Genomic DNA, 17,199 nt, shown 5'->3' with positions numbered 1-17,199 from the left:
GATAAATATTAAGCTAATAAAAAGTGAGAAGTTTGATGGATTTGTCTTTAACTGAAGAACAAATAATGATTCAAGATATGGCACGAAAATTTGCCGATAGTGAATTAGCACCTGTAGCGGCAAAGCTTGATGAAACAATGGATCAAAGTTTGTTTTTAAAAAACTTAGCTCAGCTGAATGAGTTAGGTTTTATGGGCTTAAATATTAAAGCTGAATATGGCGGTGTTGAAGCCGGCACTGTCGCTTTTAGCCTAGCAATAACTGAATTAGCGCGTGCTTGTGCATCAACAGCGGTTACCACATCGGTGACTAATATGGTCGCTGAGGTTATACAAGCGGTAGGTAACGATGAACAAAAAAATAAATACTTGCCAAAAATTTGTAGTGGTGAATATCGTGCCGGTGGTTTTTGTTTAACTGAGGCCACAGCAGGTTCAGATCCCGCAGGCATGAAAACGCAAGCGGTTAAAGACGGTGATGACTATATTATCAATGGCAGTAAACTCTATATTACTAGTGGCTCGTTTGCTGATGTATTTGTGGTTTGGGCGGTTACTGACCCTGATGCCAAAAAAGGTAAGGGTATTTCGTGCTTTATTGTTGAAGCAGATACTGCGGGCATAACCATTGGCAAACCTGAAGAAAAAATGGGCCAAAAAGCATCACCGACTAATGAAGTTCACTTTAACAACTGTCGCGTGCCAGCGACAGCCATGATGGGAGCAGAAAATAAAGGTTTTGGCGTAGCGGTAGGTGAACTGGCAGGTGGTCGAATCGGTATTGGCTCATTAGCATTAGGTGTTGGCCTGGCCGCACTTGATTATGCTAAAGCTTACATTGTTGATCGTAAGCAATTTGGTCAGTCACTATCAAACTTTCAAGGTTTACAGTGGAAGTTAGCCGAGCGATATACTGAGATGGAAGCTGCACGATTACTTTTGATGCAAGCAGCCTACACTAAAGATCAAGGTCAGCCATTTGGAATGGCGGCTTCAATGGCCAAGCTATTTGCTACTGAAAATGCCAATAAAGCTTGTTACGACGCATTACAGTTAATGGGCGGCGCGGGCTATATAAAAGAATATCCGCTTGAGCGCATGGCGCGCGATGTGCGTGTAACATCAATTTATGAAGGCACCAGTGAAATTCAAAAAGTGATTATTGCTCGAGAATTATTGCAAAACATATAGGTTATTACCTCCACAGAGCTCGTGCTTTAACTTATAAAGTTATGGCTCTGTGAAGTTTCAGTTGATTAACAGTTTTCGTATTTCCAATTACGTCCTTTCCCTTCACTAATCCATTCAACAGCAGTAGCCAATCTTGTCGCTCTAGTGGCTTCTCGTTTTGCAGATGTGATCCACTCGATATAGTCTTTTTGCTTTGAATAACTAAACTCACTGAAGACGCGTTTTGCGGCTGGTGTGATTGTTAGCGCATGCGCGAAATCGTCGGGAATGACAAGGTCACTTTTATCTTTGCGAGGTGCTACATTCTTTTTGAACTCATCATTACTATTTAGAGCGATAGCTTGCTGAATGTACCCTTTTAGCACTTCACTTTCTGGTATGTCGCTAATCGAGCTAAACTTAAGCGCCGTTAATTCGTTATTGTCGCTTGGTACGAAAATACCTGCACTGTCGTTTAAAAACTGACCTTTAAAAAAAGAAAAATTGACATGTTTTTTAAAGGCCGCAAATGCACAAATTAAGCCATTATGTTCAAAGCAAGGCTGTCGCCATTTAATAGTCTCTATTATATCTGGTGAAGCATCATGAATGATCTGGCGAAGGTGTATTAAAATTTCTTGAGAAAAAGTCGCTTTGCTCGCAATGTAATCATCAACTGCTGAGTTTTTTGACATATTCTTTCCTTTGCATTAATTATTTGCGATTAAATCATGCTGAAGCATTTAACAGCAGAAATATTTAGTGTTCTTGCTTGTATATTAGGTGTTTGACCCCAATTAAAATAGCATATCTATTTATTATTGGAACTGCATTGATGGCAAACTCTATTGCGATTACCTTAGAAAATTTTCAGCAAGTTATTCTCGAAGCATCAAAAACTAAACTTGTATTGGTTGATTTTTGGGCTCAGCAAATACCAGAAAGTGTTGAACTACGGGATAAGTTAGCAATTGCATTAGTTGATGTTGGCGATACTATTTTGTATGCCACGGTAGACTGTGAAACCCAAGGGCAAATTGCTCAACAGTTTGGTATTCAAGGCTTACCAACAGCTATTTTGGTTCAAGATGGGCAACCGCTTGACGGCTTGACTGGTCCACAAACAGATGAAAGCACGAGTGAGTTTTTAGCGAAATATTTACCAAAAGCGCAAGATGTTTTATTAGCGCAAGCGAATGAGTTGTTAGCAGAAAATAAAGTAGCTGAAGCATTTCCTGTTATCACTCAAGCTTTTCAGCTTGATAATGATCGCGCTGATATTAAACTAGTGTTGGCGAATGTATATATTCAAACCGGCAAAATTACCGAAGCAGAAGTATTGCTTAAAAGCATTAAAATGATCGATCAAGACAGTCATTACCAATCATTAATGGCAAAATTAGAGCTAGCGAGTCAGGCCGCAGATTCTCCTGAAATTCAAGCACTTGAGCAACAGCTAGAAAGTGACCCGGATAATGTTGAGCTAAAACAAAAGTTAGCTGCACAATATAATCAGGTTAATCGCAATGACGAAGCATTAACAATTCTGTTTTTACTGGTGCAAAAAGATGGCGCAGATATCGCCAGTAAAGACATGTTGCTTGATGTGATGAAGTCGTTACCAGAAGGTGATGTATTGGTGAGCAAATATAGACGTAAGCTTTATACCTTAATGTATTAAAGCATATGGATTATCTTGTACTGATTTTAAGGTTACTAAATTAAAGTGAAGTAACGCATGGCAAAAAATTGTTATGCGTTTTTTTTGCAGCTAATTTTAACAATATTAAGAACACAATATTTTATTCTTTTGATATTAAATTGCTACAGCCATTAAGTCTTCTTCTTTTAATAAATATGAAAAATCATTTAAAAACTTTTGAATTTTCTTCGCCACAACAAGCTGACAGTACTTATTTTCTGGGTTGTTGGTGACATAACTTTGATGATAGCTTTCTGCGCTATAAAAGTTATTTTCTGCTTTAACTGAGGTGACTATCGGTTGCTCAAAGCATTGCTGAGCATTCAACTGGGCAATTTTATGTTTCGCTATTTCTTGCTGTTTTTTAGTGTGAAATAAAATTGTTGAGCGATATTGGCTACCAATATCATCCCCTTGGCGATTAATTGTTGTTGGGTCGTGAATAGCAAAAAATACCGTTAGTAGTTGCTCTATACTTAATTGCGACGGGTTAAACTTTATTTGCACTACTTCTGCGTGACTAGCAGTGCCGCTACAAACTTGCTCATAGCTTGGATTTATAATATCGCCATCTGCGTAACCACTGGTCACCGAAACCACACCTCTAATTCGGGCAAAAATATTCTCAACACACCAAAAACAGCCGGCGCCTAAAGTTATTGTTTCGATGCTCATATATTATTTCCTCGTACAAATTAACCGAGTGTCATTAAAGGTTAATTTTCAATCTAATTAGAAGACGTTTAGACGTCTATTTATTTGAGTTTTTAAAAGATATCACTCAGACGTTTAGATGTCTATATGTTTTGGTGATTTAAATGTAAGTGCCTAACCGTTGTTAACACTCTACATTTATATTGTGTCTAAGCATTAGGTAGTGATGCGATAACAAATATTAACTCACTTAATGCGGCTTAATTATAAGGTATTTGCATGGAGTAACGTTTGGGAAGTCAGTGAAATTATCAAAGTTAATTTACTTTAAAGGGATGTCTTTAGTAAGTTAAAAGTCGCCTAGAGCTAATGATTAACCTTTGCTCTAGGCGCTATAATTTCAGTTGTTTACGATAAGTTATAGGCAACATGTTGATGAAATCGCAATATTAATTCGTTTTTTTCTGTTGGAATTTCTAATTCAGTTGCAAATAAACGCATGGCTTGCTCTATTTGATTGACAAATTTTGCATAGTTTTGTTCTTCGCCATTTTGGCAGTTTGCAACAAATATTAACTGCACATTATCAACTAATTCATCCGCTTTCCATCTACTGACAACGCCACAGGGGCTTTGTGTTGGGTTGTAGCCTAGTATTTGCAATTCTCCAACTTTGGAGACTAAATCATGCAAACTATGTCTAACAATTGGGACTAGACCATTGGCGATAAGTACACCATTATTTAAGTTAAAGCGCTTTGCGACTGATGAGAAAGTGTCAGTTAAATAAGTATAAAGTGGGTTGTAGGGATCAGGTGATACTGCATCTATATCGACCAAATCAGCAATTCTATGATCGAGCGTTAAGTCGACTATCGCGTAAGTAACTGACGATACATTTTCTGCTAATGTTACATCTTGACTCGCATACCTTAAGGGGATCGGCCTAAATTTATGTGCTTGGCTAGCGTTACAATCTTTATTTTTAGCAAAAATATCATAGGTTAAATGCTGGTGATCACGCATACGTATAGCGTTTAATGGTAGTTTTATTTGTTGTGAAAAATTTTCTAATAGCGTTTTTACCTTTTGATGAAAGTTTGCCGCACTGACTCTGATATCAGTACCTGCTGCTAAAAATACTAAGGTAATTTTTTTTGCTCTGATATTGTCATCGAAAAACGAATTTTGTAGCACATGTTGTTCTGGATCGTAATAGAAAATAATTTGTTGTTTTGTTTGCCACTGATGCATTTCTTGGCTATAACGCACACGCACTAACTTGTCGTTGGCCACCAATATACTGTTGGTGATGGCATTGTCGTAACTTAAAGTAAACAATAAGTCGGCCAGGGCTTGGTAACAAGCATAATAATTGATATTACCGCTACTACTAACATGGGGAGGTAATTGCGAAAGCAGTTGATCTGTTAACGTGAATTCAGCCAAAATGTACTGATTGTCGCGCGCATTAGCTGGTATATAAGCTTTTGGCGACGCATTGCGTTTCCTAACTATAGACATATCAATTCCCTGAAAAATGTTAGGCATCAACTTGATACCATTAAGTATAAATGTGAGATGGATTATAAGTCGTAGGTATGACATTTTTATGTCAACGAATTAGCGTATTTGAAATAATCAATAATAGATGGAGGCTCAATTGAGCATGAGTAACTTATGTCGTTAGATAACAATGCAGAGCTAATTGCTGCGATAAATCAGGTAATGCCCTTCGGTAAGTACAGCGGCAGAAAGTTGCTTCAGCTGCCTGAACCATATTTAGTTTGGTTTCATGCCAAGGGTTTCCCAGAAGGAAAGTTAGGCCAGCAACTGGCATTAATCTATGAAGTTAAACTTAATGGCTTGGAAGATATGTTAAGACCTTTATTAAGGAGCTAGTAACATTCCTGTTGCCCCATAACCCAACTTAATTGTGGTTATACTTGGTTAGAATTCTGTTTATCTAAAGCTAAGAATATATTGGTAAGCTTTTAGCTGAAATATATGAGTTTAATACAAAAAAAGGGCATCGAATGATGCCCTCTTTAATTAATGTTTTATAATAATCAGTTTGATATTATAGGTAATAAGCTATTAATCTTCTTCAACTAATGTCATTAATGACGTGTTACCACCTGAAGCGGTAGTATCAATGCTGACGGTTTTTTCAGTTAATAAACGCTGGATCAAGTTATCAAAATATTCAGAACTGATCACTGGCAATATTGCGCCTTGGCGTTCAGCTAATTTTTCACTAATATAATGTTTACGATCACAATGACTATCAACTACCACACCGGCTAGAGCAGGGTGCGACAACATAGTAGATAAGTGACATAAACGGGCGACTTGGAAAACACCTTCATCGGCACCGGTCGACAAGAATTTATCTCTAAAAGCTATCGCTTCATCATAGTACAAGTCTGACACCACACTAATAACGGTATTACCTGTTGCTAATGCCGTTACAATCGAAAGTACCCAGAAGTGAAAGCTAACATTCTTATCAGCAAAACAGATAATATTGCCGCGATTTTCCAAATAAAGCACATTCGACTCACCTGTTGGTCCGGGTAAGAATTTTGGCTTTTTCAAGCGCTTTTCAATATCAATTAATTGCGAACGCGCAGATTTTAAAGTGCGGTTTAAATCGTCTGCTAAATCTTCAACAATATCAACATGGGCAATTTTTGCTAATAATTGACGCACACAAGAAATACGGGTATTTAGCTCAATTAAACGCCATGATTTTTCTGCTTCATTCGCCTTGTCCATAAATAAAACTGATTCTGCATCAGATTTTTCATCACCGTCTAACGCTTCTACTTGTGAAGGTAGTAAGTTAAATTGCTCGGCATCAGGTGTGGCTTTTTCTATCACTAAACGGGTTAAGTAATTGGGTCCACCGGCTTTTGGTCCTGTACCTGAAAGGCCACGACCACCAAAAGGTTGTACGCCAACAATAGCGCCAATCATGTTGCGGTTGATGTAAACATTACCTGCACGAGATAGTTTGGCTAACTCAAAAGCACGGTGCTCTATTCGGGTATGAATACCCATGGTTAAACCAAAGCCAGTACCATTAATTTTATCTACAACCGCTTCTATTTCGCTGCCTTTAAAGCGCACCACATGCACACAAGGACCAAATACTTCCTTCTTAAGTACGCTAATATCGTCAATTTCATAAAGTCGTGGTGCAAAAAAGAAGTGCTCGTTTGCAGCCACGTTATCGGTTATTTCATTGCCAATAGCGCATTGGTACAACAATTTACCATTGCCTTTCATGTAATCACTGTGCGCGTTAAGTGCATCTAGTGCTTTTTGGTCAATCACCGGACCTATATCTGTGCTTAAATATTCTGGGTTGCCGACATGTAATTCAGCTAAGGCGCCTTTGAGCATGGTAATGACATCATCAGCAATATCTTCTTGTAAAAACAATACACGAAGCGCTGAACAGCGTTGACCTGCCGATTGAAAGCCAGAAGAAATAACATCATCTACTACTTGCTCAGGCAAGGCAGTAGAGTCAACTATCATGCAGTTTTGGCCGCCCGTTTCGGCGATAAGTGGCACTTGGTCGCCACCTCTATCAGCCAAGGTTTGTGAAATAATAGTGCCGGTTTCAGTAGATCCCGTAAACATCACGGTTTGAATACGCGCATCAGGAATAATGACCTTGCCTACTTCGCTACCGCGAGCAATAACCGCTTGGACAACGCCTTCCGGTAGCCCAACATATTTCATTAATTCAATGGTACGCAGGGCAATTAAACTAGTTTGTTCAGCAGGTTTAGCCAATACCGTATTACCGGTGGCAATAGCGGCGGCAACTTGGCCTAAAAATATCGCTAATGGAAAATTCCACGGGCTGATACAAAGTACAACACCACGCGCTTCTAAGCGTTCATCAGCGGCAACTTCAACCGCTTGTTGTGCGTAATAACGACAAAAATCAACCGCTTCACGTACTTCATCAATGCCATCTTGGGCAATTTTACCGGCTTCTTTAATACATAAAGCGATAAGCTCATCAGTATGACGTTCCAGAATATCGGCCACACGGCACAATAAGTCGGCACGCTCAGATACCGGCGTTTGTGACCAAGAGGTAAAAGCTGTTTGCGCGGTATCTATCATCGCGAGCATGTCGTCTTTATTGTGATGATGATGAAAGCCAATGATTTCATTGTGATTTGCTGGATTCATCACGGCAACAGCACCTGTGGGAATGTCGCTACTCTTGAGCTCGTTTGCTTCAAACCAGTTATCTAAAGATGCTTTTAATGGCGTAATGACATTAATGTCGGTTAAGTCTAAGCCTTTAGAATTATCACGGCCAAGACCTTTTGCGTCATGATAGAGTGCAATGGGGGTGATGATTTGGTGATTATATTTATCTTTTAAACGTTGGGTTTTTTCAACGGGATCTTCAAGTAAAGACTCGACCGGCTGCGACTCATCAACGATAGCGTTTACAAAAGAAGAGTTAGCGCCATTTTCTAATAAACGTCGGACCAAATAGGCTAATAAGTCTTCATGATGACCCACTGGCGCGTAAATGCGACATTGAATGCTTTCAAGTGACACAATTTGGTCGTACAACGAATCACCCATGCCATGTAAGCATTGGAATTCGAAACCTTCTTTATCATCACCGGCTAATTCAACAATGGTTGCTGCAGTGTAAGCATTGTGGGTGGCAAACTGTGGATAAATAGAATCTCTATATTCTAATAATTTATTCGCACAGGCGTGGTAAGAAACATCAGTAGAAGACTTACGGGTGAAAACAGGGAAATGCTTAAGGCCATCTTTTTGAGCATTTTTGATTTCTGTATCCCAATAAGCACCTTTTACTAAGCGCACCATCATTTTTCGGTCAACACGTAAGGTTAATTCACGTAACCACTCAACCACGAAAATTGCGCGTTTTTGATACGCTTGTAATGCAATACCAAAACCATCCCAACCAGCTAAGTCGTCATCACTAAATACCGCTTCAATGACATCTAGCGATACATCTAAGCGCTCAGACTCTTCAGCATCAACCGTTAAACCAATATTGTAGTTTTTTGCTTGCAAGCATAGGGCTTTAAGTTTTGGCACAATTTCAGCCATCACACGTGCTTTGTGGGTAAATTCATAACGGGGATGAATAGCGGACAGTTTAACTGAAATACCAGGTACTCTGCGCGGGTTGTTTTTTCCTGAAGCACGTGCCACTTTACCAATGGTTTCTATCGCATCTTGATACGCTTTTAAATAACGGTTAGCGTCGTCCATTGAGCGCGCGCCTTCGCCGAGCATATCGTAAGAGTAGACATAACCTTTTTGCTCTTTTTCAGCTGCACGTTCTGTTGCCGCAACGATCGTTTCGCCCATCACAAACTGTTTTCCCATGACTTTCATGGCATAGTTCATGGATTTACGAATAACGGGTTCGCCTAAACGGCCAATGGTTTTTTTCAATAAACCAAAGCTGTCTTGCTTGCGTTTATCAGCATAATTGACCATAGCACCGGTAATTAATAAGCCCCATGAAGAAGCGTTAACGAACAGTGATTCGCTGCTGCCAAGATGTGTACTCCATTGGCCTTGAGAAATTTTGTCACGAATAAGGGTATCTTGAGTATGTTTGTCTGGTACACGAAGCAAAGCTTCGGCTAAACACATCAACACCACACCTTCTTCACTTGATAATGAGTATTCATTTAATAATGCATCTATTGCGCCGTTACCTGACTGGTCATGGCGTATTTTTAACACCATTTTACGCGCTCTTTCCCAAGCCCTACTTCTGGCACTAACATTAACTTCAGCTAGGGGTAAAATATGATCTACCGCTGTATTCTCATCAATTCGGTAAAATTCACGAATTTTTTGACGAGTAGGGCAATCTGAGATAAACGAACCATTAAAAAGCATGTGCTTTTCCTCAAAATGACTAACGAGTAGCTTGTACTCGTTAGCGATAGTTACAATAGAAATTATTGCTGCATTCTAATGAAAACTTAACCGTATGTGCTAGTTAAATTTTAGTTTTAAGCCATTTTAAATATCGTTAAAATACCTTATCGCCATATAATGTATTTCAAGTTAAATCAGTGCAATCAATATGTGGTCAGTATTCAACTGCAAAGCCACTGTTTTTACTAAGATTTATCTTAATAATTCCATCAATGTTGTTTAATGCTTTATACTTGACTCTTAATTCTTTTTTAGAGACATAAGTGGGCTAGATTGTTACTGCAATTGATATAAGTTCAATGGGCATTAATCTAGAGTAAATTAAATGCGGATGCTGCTTTAAATAATCAAGATGATTGTATAGTGATACTTGGTGGTAAAATATCAACTGTGTTATAATCTTTTTCAATCTTTCTCACTGTTCTCATTGTCGGTTTAGTTTACTAACTATTATGTTTTATTATTTAAAATAATTAATAAGTTAAGCTAAATAGAACGTCACTTAAAATATCATGAAAAATAGCCAACCAATGCTCCAATTATTGTGTAATGTAAATATTTACGCACCTACGCCCCTCGGCATTAAAGATGTTTTGATTGCAGGTAATAAAATTGCAGCAATTTATGAACATGGAACAGGGCAGCTAGATATTCCTAAACAGTGGCACGTTAATGTTATTAATTTTGACGGTGCGACGTTAACACCAGGCTTTATTGATAGTCATGCTCACATTACCGGTGGTGGTGGTGAGGCAGGTTTTGCTACGCAAGTGCCACCTGTTGGCCTCACTGAATTTACCCATGCTGGTGTAACTACCGTTGTTGGTTTGCTCGGCACTGATGATACTACCCGTAGTACTGAAAATTTGTTAAGTCGAGTTTATGGCCTACGTGAGGAAGGTATGTCTGCTTATTGTTGGACAGGTGGATATCATTATCCTTTAACCACAATAACGGGCAGTGCTAAGTCAGATATCGTTTTTCTTGAGCCAGTTATTGGTATTGGTGAGTTTGCAATAAGCGATCATCGTTCTAGCCAACCAACCTTTGAAGAAGTGATCCGCCTTGCCAGTGAAACGCATGTCGCGGGCTTAATGACAGGTAAAGCGGGTATTATTCATTTTCATTTAGGCGACGGTGAAAAACGTTTAGCCTTAATTGAACAAGCGATTCGAGACACTGAACTGCCAGCGCGGGTGTTTAATCCAACCCATGTTAATCGCAATAAAGCTTTGTTTGAAGATAGCTGCAAATTATTATCTCAAGGTTGTCATATTGACCTTACGGCATTTCCTGCTGGCACAGCTCAGCCAGGTTGGGAAGCCTCTGACGCGATTGAAATGGCGGTTGAAAGACAATTGCCTTTAGAACAAATAACCCTTAGCTCGGATGGTGGAGGTTGCTTGCCTTGTTTTGACCCTCAAGGTGAATTAGTGCATATGGATTTTGGTCGAGCGAGTACCTTAGGAGAAACTTTAGTGGAAACTTTACGTAAAGGTTTACCACTGGAGCAAGTTCTTCCTATGTTAACGAGCAATGTTGCTAATATTTTGCGCTTTAAAAACAAAGGGCAAATTGCCGTTGGTTTTGATGCTGATTTATTAGTGATGAATGAAAAATATGAAATTACTGATGTGATGGCGCAAGGTGTATGGCACAAGCAAAATAATCAGACAATTATCAAAGGTACATTTGAATAGAGGTAGATATGTGTCCAGCTAAAACAATTGATGGTCAACAACGGGGATTTGTAATTCCTATCGGGGGGGCAGAAGAGCGCGTAAAGGATCCTATAATTCTACAACGTTTTGTTGAGCTTTGTGGTGGAGAAAATGCATATATTGTTATTATTCCGACCGCTTCACAACTTGAAGAAACAGGATCCAATTACGAAGATGTTTTTCATGAATTAGGCGTGCAAAAAGCAATTTCTTTGCCGATTAATGATCGTGAAGAAGCTAATAGTGATGAATACCTCGCTGAGTTGGATAAAGCCACGGGTATTTTTATTACCGGTGGTAATCAATTACGCTTGTCTACAATTTTAGGCGGCACACCAGTAGCACAAAGTATTCGTAAACGTAATGCGGATGGTGTGCATGTTGCAGGTACGTCTGCAGGTGCAGCCATTATGCCAGAACATATGATCGCTGGCGGCCGAACAGGTGCGTTACCTAATGAAGAAGGGGTTACTTTTGCACCGGGCATGGGCTTAATTAATAAAGTCATTATTGACCAGCATTTTAGCCAAAGAAACCGCTTAGGCCGTTTGCTTTCAGCAATTTCTTATAACCCTTTTGCTTCAGGCCTGGGTATTTGTGAAAATACTGCTGCTTTTATTGACCCAACAGGGGTTTTAGAAGTGGTTGGTCATGGCAGCATAACGGTAGTTGATCCTTCAGACTTATCGCATAGTTCAATGGCAGATGCTAATAGAGGCGAAGCTATTACCTTAATTGGCCTTAAATTACATGTGCTTGGACCAGGTGCAACTTACTGTATCAACGAAAGAATAGCTACACCAGCAAGCTAAACTTTCTAGTAGAACCCACCTATTTCTTGGTGGGTTTTATTATTTTATTACAATAACTTAAAGCATATTTCAATATTCCCTTCTTCTGTTCAATAAAATATTCTCTCAAGTAGTATGTTCCCTATTCAAAGCGTGTTATCTTTTCTAGACCGCGTATAGCGTAGTCCCAATAACAAATAATAAAAAATTCTCGTTAGAGTAATAAAAGGAAATCACTATGAAAATGCTCTCTTCCAACGTTTATGTTGGCCCTAATGTTTACGCTCATTTTCCAGTGATTCGCCACATTGTAGATATAGGTATTTTGGAAAAATATCCTTCAGTTAAATTGGGTGCTGATTTTATTGATGGATTAATCACTAACCTGCCAAGTTTAGATCAACACGGTTGTTCTTATGGTGAGCCCGGTGGCTTTATCAGGCGTTTGAAAGAAGACGAAGGCACTTGGATTGCTCATATTTGGGAGCATGTTACGCTCGAGCTGCAATGTGTAGCAGGTACTGAAGTTACTTTTGGTAAGACTCGAAGTACAGGGAATCCAGGCGAATACAATATGGTTTTCCAGTATAAGCAACGAGATGTAGGTCTTGAAGCCGCGATATTAGCTCGAAAGTTATTAATTTCATTAATGCCTGAAAACATTAAAACCGAGTTGCAAACCACTATTGAAGATGATTTTGATTTTCAACAAGAGATGGCCGACTTTATTCGCTTTGCGCAACGCAAACAATTTGGTCCTAGTACACAATCACTTGTTGACGCTGCAGAAAAACGTGATATTCCTTGGTTACGATTAAATGAATATAGCTTGGTTCAATTTGGTCATGGTAAATATCAGCAGCGCATTCAAGCCACTATTACTAGTGAAACTAAACACATAGCAGTGGAAATTTCCTGCGATAAAGAAGACACCCATAATTTATTAAATGATCTGGGTTTGCCTGTTCCTAAGCAACGTATGGCTTATTCTGATGTACAAGCCGTGAGAATGGCAAAAAGTATTGGTTATCCTGTGGTATTAAAACCATTAAATGCTAATCATGGTCGCGGAGTATCTATTGATCTAACGACTGAAGATCAAGTGATCACCGCTTTTGCCTTTGCGCGTGAGCATGGCACAAGCCGTGCGGTGTTAGTTGAGTCGTTTTTGACTGGATTAGATCACCGCATGTTAGTGGTTAATGGTGAATTAGTCGCGGTAGCTAAACGTGTACCTGGCCATGTTATTGGCGACGGCGTTAATACGATTAGTCAATTGGTTGATATTATCAATGAAGACCCACGCCGAGGTGTTGGCCATGAAAAGGTACTAACGCAATTAGAGCTAGATACCCAAGCTATGCGCTTATTAGAAGAGTCAGATTTTACGGAAGAAACGGTATTACCAAAAGGTGAAATATTCTACCTTCGTGCGACTGCAAATTTATCTACCGGCGGCACGGCAATTGATATGACCGATGTGGTTCATCCTGACAATAAAACGATGGCCGAACGAGCTGTACAAGCTGTTGGTTTAGATGTTGGCGGGGTTGATTTTTTAACTGCTGATATCACTCAATCTTACAAAGATATTGGTGGCGGTATTGTTGAAGTTAATGCGGCACCAGGCTTTAGAATGCATGTCGCCCCAAGTGAGGGTAAGCCAAGAGATGTTGCCGGAAAAGTGATTGATATGCTGTTTCCGCCTGCCTTACCAACGCGTATTCCTATTGCAGGTATTACAGGCACAAATGGTAAAACTACCACCTCTAGAATGCTATCTCATATATTAAAAAATGCCGGACATGTTGTCGGTATGACCTCTACCGATGGGGTTTATGTTGATGGTCAGTTATCTGTTAAAGGTGATATGACGGGGCCAGTTTCATCTCAAATTGTGTTACGTGATCCCTCTGTTGATATTGCCGTATTAGAAACCGCCCGAGGTGGTATTGCACGTTCAGGCCTTGGCTATTTAGAAAGTGATGTAGCCGCTTGTATTAATGTGCAAGAAGATCACCTTGGACTAAGAGGCATAGATACCCTTGAACAACTAGCTGAAATTAAACGTATTGTTGTTGAAGTTGCCAAAGATAGTGTTGTGCTCAACGCTGATGATCCACTATGTTTAAAAATGGCTGATCACACTAAAGCTAAACATTTATGCTATGTCACCATGAACACCGGTCATAGCTTAGTACGCGAGCATATTCGTGCTGGCGGTCGAGCAGTAGTATTAGAGAAAGGTATCAACGGTGACATGATCACCATTTTTGATAACGGTACTCATATTCCGCTACTCTGGACGCATTTAATTCCGGCAACCTTGGAAGGTAAAGCACTACACAATGTGCAAAATGCTATGTTTGCAGCAGGCTTAGCTTATTGTTTAGGTAAGCCGTTAGATGCTATTCAACAAGGTTTAAGAACTTTCACCACAACCTTTTATCAAGCACCAGGCAGAATGAACGTGTTTGATGAACATAACTTTAGAGTGATACTTGATTACGCCCATAATGCTGATGGTGTGCGTTGTATGAGCGAGTTAGCCAGCAAATTAGAAGTTAATGGTAAACGTATTACTGTGTTAGCAGGTCCAGGAGATCGTCGTGATGAAGATATCGTTAATATTGCTAAAGCTGCTGCCGGGCATTTCGATATCTACATTTGTAAGGCTGATGATGATCGACGTGGCCGTGATTCAGATGAAGTGCCACAAATGTTAGCGGCATCATTAAGAGCTGAAGGCATTAAAGAGTCGCAAATATATTGTATTTCAGATGAAGTAGAGGCCATTAATAAAGGCCTTGAATTAGCCAGTACTGATGACTTATTAATGGTGTTTGGTGATGCTATAACCCGTTGTTGGAAGCAAATTATTAACTTCAATGGGGTTAATGAATCTGAACACGAAGAAGCTAAACCAGCACGTCAAACCGTTGTTTCTATGTTAGAAACTACAGAGCCAGATACCTTCGTCTTAGAAACAGGCATGCGAATTGTTACTGATGAACGAGGTGTGCGTGTGGTATCTGAACACGATGAAGACAGTGATTAATTTCAGCTAAAAAAGTTTAAACCTTTAGAACACCTGAGCAAACCATGTTCTTTGTGCATCTCTTAATCAAAAGGTGCACAAAGGGTTTTGATTCGCTCAGGCGTTCTGAAACTCACATCTTGAAGTCGTTTGGGTATATATGAACAGAGAAAATATAACACTAAGCTTAGATGATAATCGTCGACTGACCGGTAAAAATTTATTATCAGATCAACCTGGCGCTATCATTGATGCTTTTGTCTCCGGTATTGATAAACTTGTTGTGGTAAATATTTGGTCTATTTATGCCAACAGGTTACTTAAAGCGGTTGATTGGTCAAACGAAAAAATCTACTCGCGTATCTTCGAAGACGGAATCACTATTGCCATTAGTGCACCTATGGATGCGCTTTATGCTGCCTGTGATTTAAATGAATTAGCATGGCAGCTAACTTGCGAAGAATTAACTAACACCCCGAATGTAGAAGAAATATCAGTAGCAATAGCACGCTTAAAAGTGACTATAGCGGAAGAAGTTAATCCAAAACTGCTTGAGTTAATTAAACAGTCAAAAGCTAACAACATTGTTTATTTGGTTGACGATGATGAGTTTTCATTAGGTTATGGCACCACAGCGCAGTGTTGGCCAATAACTGAACTCCCTGAACCATCAAGCATAAATTGGTCAAAATACAAATCGATACCGCTTGCCTATGTAACTGGCACTAATGGTAAATCGACCAGTGTGCGTATAATGTCGCAAATTATTGAGCAAGCAGGAAAATGTTGTGGTGTAACCTCAACCGACTTTATTCGGGTGGGTGATAACATTATAGATCACGGCGATTATTCAGGACCAGGCGGTGCAAGAATGTTATTACGCCACCCTGATACCCAAACCGCTATTTTAGAAGTTGCTCGCGGCGGTATTTTACGTCGGGGATTACCGATAGATAATGTCGACGCTGCTTTAATCACCAATATTGCAGAAGATCATTTAGGGCAATACGGTATTAACACCGTTTCTGCCCTGGCCCAAGCGAAAGCAGTTGTTGCTAAAGGCTTACTGAATAACGGACAAAGCAAAGGTACGTTAGTGCTTAATGCCGATGATGAATATTTAGTGGCCTTGGCGCCTGAATTACCGGTGAATAAGTGTTGGTTTTCTTTGCATGAAAACAATAAAACATTACAGCAACATAAACAAAAGGGTGGCGCTGTTTGTTTTGTGCGTGATCAACATTTGGTGTATTTAGACCAGCATGAAGAGTCGACTATTATCGCAGTTAACGATATTCCGATGACCCTTAACGGCGCGGCATTACACAATATTCAAAATGCACTTGGGGCAATTGGTTTAGCGAAAAGTTTAGGTATTCAGAACAAAGCAATTACAGCAGCGTTAGCAATTTTTGCCAGTAATAGTGAAGACAACCCTGGCAGAGGCAATCAATTTAAAATTAATAATGCGCAAGTTATCATGGATTTTGCTCACAATGTTCATAGCATGCAGGCCATGGCTGTCACTACGGCAAACATACAAGCACAGCGCAAATTTTTAATGTTAAGTCACGCGGGCGATAGAACTGACACCGAAATCATCAACTTGACAAAAACTGCGTTAAAAATGAAGCCTGATTTTATTATTGCTGCTGAGGTGGAGCCGTATTTACGTGGCAGGGAGTTAGGTGAAGTACCTAAGTTAATTGTTGATACCGCGCTCGAACATGGTATGAACGAATGCGATATTTCTACTTTTAGTAGCCCGTTTGCGGGCGCAAAGCATATTGTAGAACAGCTGCAAGCCGATGATTTAGCGTTATTGATGGTGTTATCTGAGCGAGAAGAGATCACTAAACTGTTACTTGAAAAGTCTTAACTAATTTTTGTTAAATTACAAACATTAGCCACTGGCTATAATAAAAAATATTGCTAGTTTTATACAATATTATAGCTCTCCATTTTATTCAAAATGGTATTGAAAATTTAATTAATACCATTTTGGATCCCCTATACTAAACATCTAGCCAACGACTAAACCTAGCCGCAAATCCATTTAGAACATAAGTAATAGCCCTATTTTAGTGACAGTGATTACCTCATAAAAATTTACTATGACCCTTTTATTGGCCGTAAAGCATTATATGCG

The 17,199-nt window shown here is 39.4% G+C and carries 11 protein-coding genes; 7 read left to right on the top strand and 4 right to left on the bottom strand.

All coding sequences use genetic code 11. The features are described from left to right. Positions 1 to 35: 35 nt before the first annotated feature. A complete protein-coding gene (locus tag H4J38_RS01920; protein ID WP_182128932.1) occupies positions 36 to 1,190 on the top strand; it encodes an acyl-CoA dehydrogenase family protein in 1,155 nt (384 codons plus the stop codon). A 65-nt stretch (positions 1,191 to 1,255) separates the two neighbouring features. Here the strand turns inward: H4J38_RS01920 and H4J38_RS01915 are convergent, their stop codons facing one another. Further along, the gene (locus H4J38_RS01915) at positions 1,256 to 1,864 is read right to left on the bottom strand and encodes a DUF1801 domain-containing protein (protein WP_182128931.1); all 609 of its coding nucleotides are present in this window, start codon (positions 1,862 to 1,864) and stop codon (positions 1,256 to 1,258) included. A 140-nt stretch (positions 1,865 to 2,004) separates the two neighbouring features. Here H4J38_RS01915 and H4J38_RS01910 point away from each other — a divergent pair, with 140 nt between their 5' ends. Beyond that, a complete protein-coding gene (locus H4J38_RS01910; protein WP_182128930.1) occupies positions 2,005 to 2,850 on the top strand; it encodes a tetratricopeptide repeat protein in 846 nt (281 codons plus the stop codon). Between the two features lie 135 nt (positions 2,851 to 2,985). Here H4J38_RS01910 and msrA read toward each other — a convergent pair whose 3' ends face one another. Beyond that, positions 2,986 to 3,546 (bottom strand): peptide-methionine (S)-S-oxide reductase MsrA, encoded by a 561-nt coding sequence (gene msrA / locus H4J38_RS01905; protein WP_182128929.1) that lies wholly within the window; start codon positions 3,544 to 3,546, stop codon positions 2,986 to 2,988. Between the two features lie 387 nt (positions 3,547 to 3,933). Further along, a complete protein-coding gene (locus H4J38_RS01900; protein ID WP_182128928.1) occupies positions 3,934 to 5,049 on the bottom strand; it encodes a DUF3083 family protein in 1,116 nt (371 codons plus the stop codon). Between the two features lie 156 nt (positions 5,050 to 5,205). Here H4J38_RS01900 and H4J38_RS01895 point away from each other — a divergent pair, with 156 nt between their 5' ends. Next, positions 5,206 to 5,427 (top strand): DUF3820 family protein, encoded by a 222-nt coding sequence (locus H4J38_RS01895; RefSeq protein ID WP_182128927.1) that lies wholly within the window; start codon positions 5,206 to 5,208, stop codon positions 5,425 to 5,427. Positions 5,428 to 5,622: 195 nt separating this feature from the next. Here the strand turns inward: H4J38_RS01895 and putA are convergent, their stop codons facing one another. Continuing rightward, on the bottom strand, positions 5,623 to 9,459 hold the full coding sequence (gene putA / locus H4J38_RS01890) for a bifunctional proline dehydrogenase/L-glutamate gamma-semialdehyde dehydrogenase PutA (RefSeq protein WP_182128926.1): 3,837 nt from the start codon (positions 9,457 to 9,459) through the stop codon (positions 5,623 to 5,625). A 554-nt stretch (positions 9,460 to 10,013) separates the two neighbouring features. Between putA and iadA the strand changes: the two genes are divergently transcribed. The 4 genes from iadA (at position 10,014) to H4J38_RS01870 (ending at position 16,929) form a co-directional block, all read left to right on the top strand. Continuing rightward, positions 10,014 to 11,201, top strand: a complete 1,188-nt coding sequence (gene iadA, locus H4J38_RS01885; RefSeq protein ID WP_182128924.1) for a beta-aspartyl-peptidase — start codon at positions 10,014 to 10,016, stop codon at positions 11,199 to 11,201. Positions 11,202 to 11,209: 8 nt separating this feature from the next. Beyond that, positions 11,210 to 12,034, top strand: a complete 825-nt coding sequence (locus tag H4J38_RS01880) for a cyanophycinase (RefSeq protein WP_182128922.1) — start codon at positions 11,210 to 11,212, stop codon at positions 12,032 to 12,034. Positions 12,035 to 12,251: 217 nt separating this feature from the next. After that, a complete protein-coding gene (gene cphA / locus H4J38_RS01875; RefSeq protein WP_182128920.1) occupies positions 12,252 to 15,071 on the top strand; it encodes a cyanophycin synthetase in 2,820 nt (939 codons plus the stop codon). 139 nt (positions 15,072 to 15,210) lie between these two features. Then, complete coding sequence (locus H4J38_RS01870; RefSeq protein ID WP_220465392.1) at positions 15,211 to 16,929, top strand: Mur ligase family protein; 1,719 nt, start codon at positions 15,211 to 15,213, stop codon at positions 16,927 to 16,929. Positions 16,930 to 17,199: the final 270 nt, after the last annotated feature.

The organism is Colwellia sp. BRX10-3, assembly GCF_014077505.1.
Classification (GTDB): Bacteria; Pseudomonadota; Gammaproteobacteria; order Enterobacterales; family Alteromonadaceae; genus Cognaticolwellia.
Note: the sequence above shows the minus strand (reverse complement) of the source record. Positions and strands in the feature narration are given on the sequence as shown.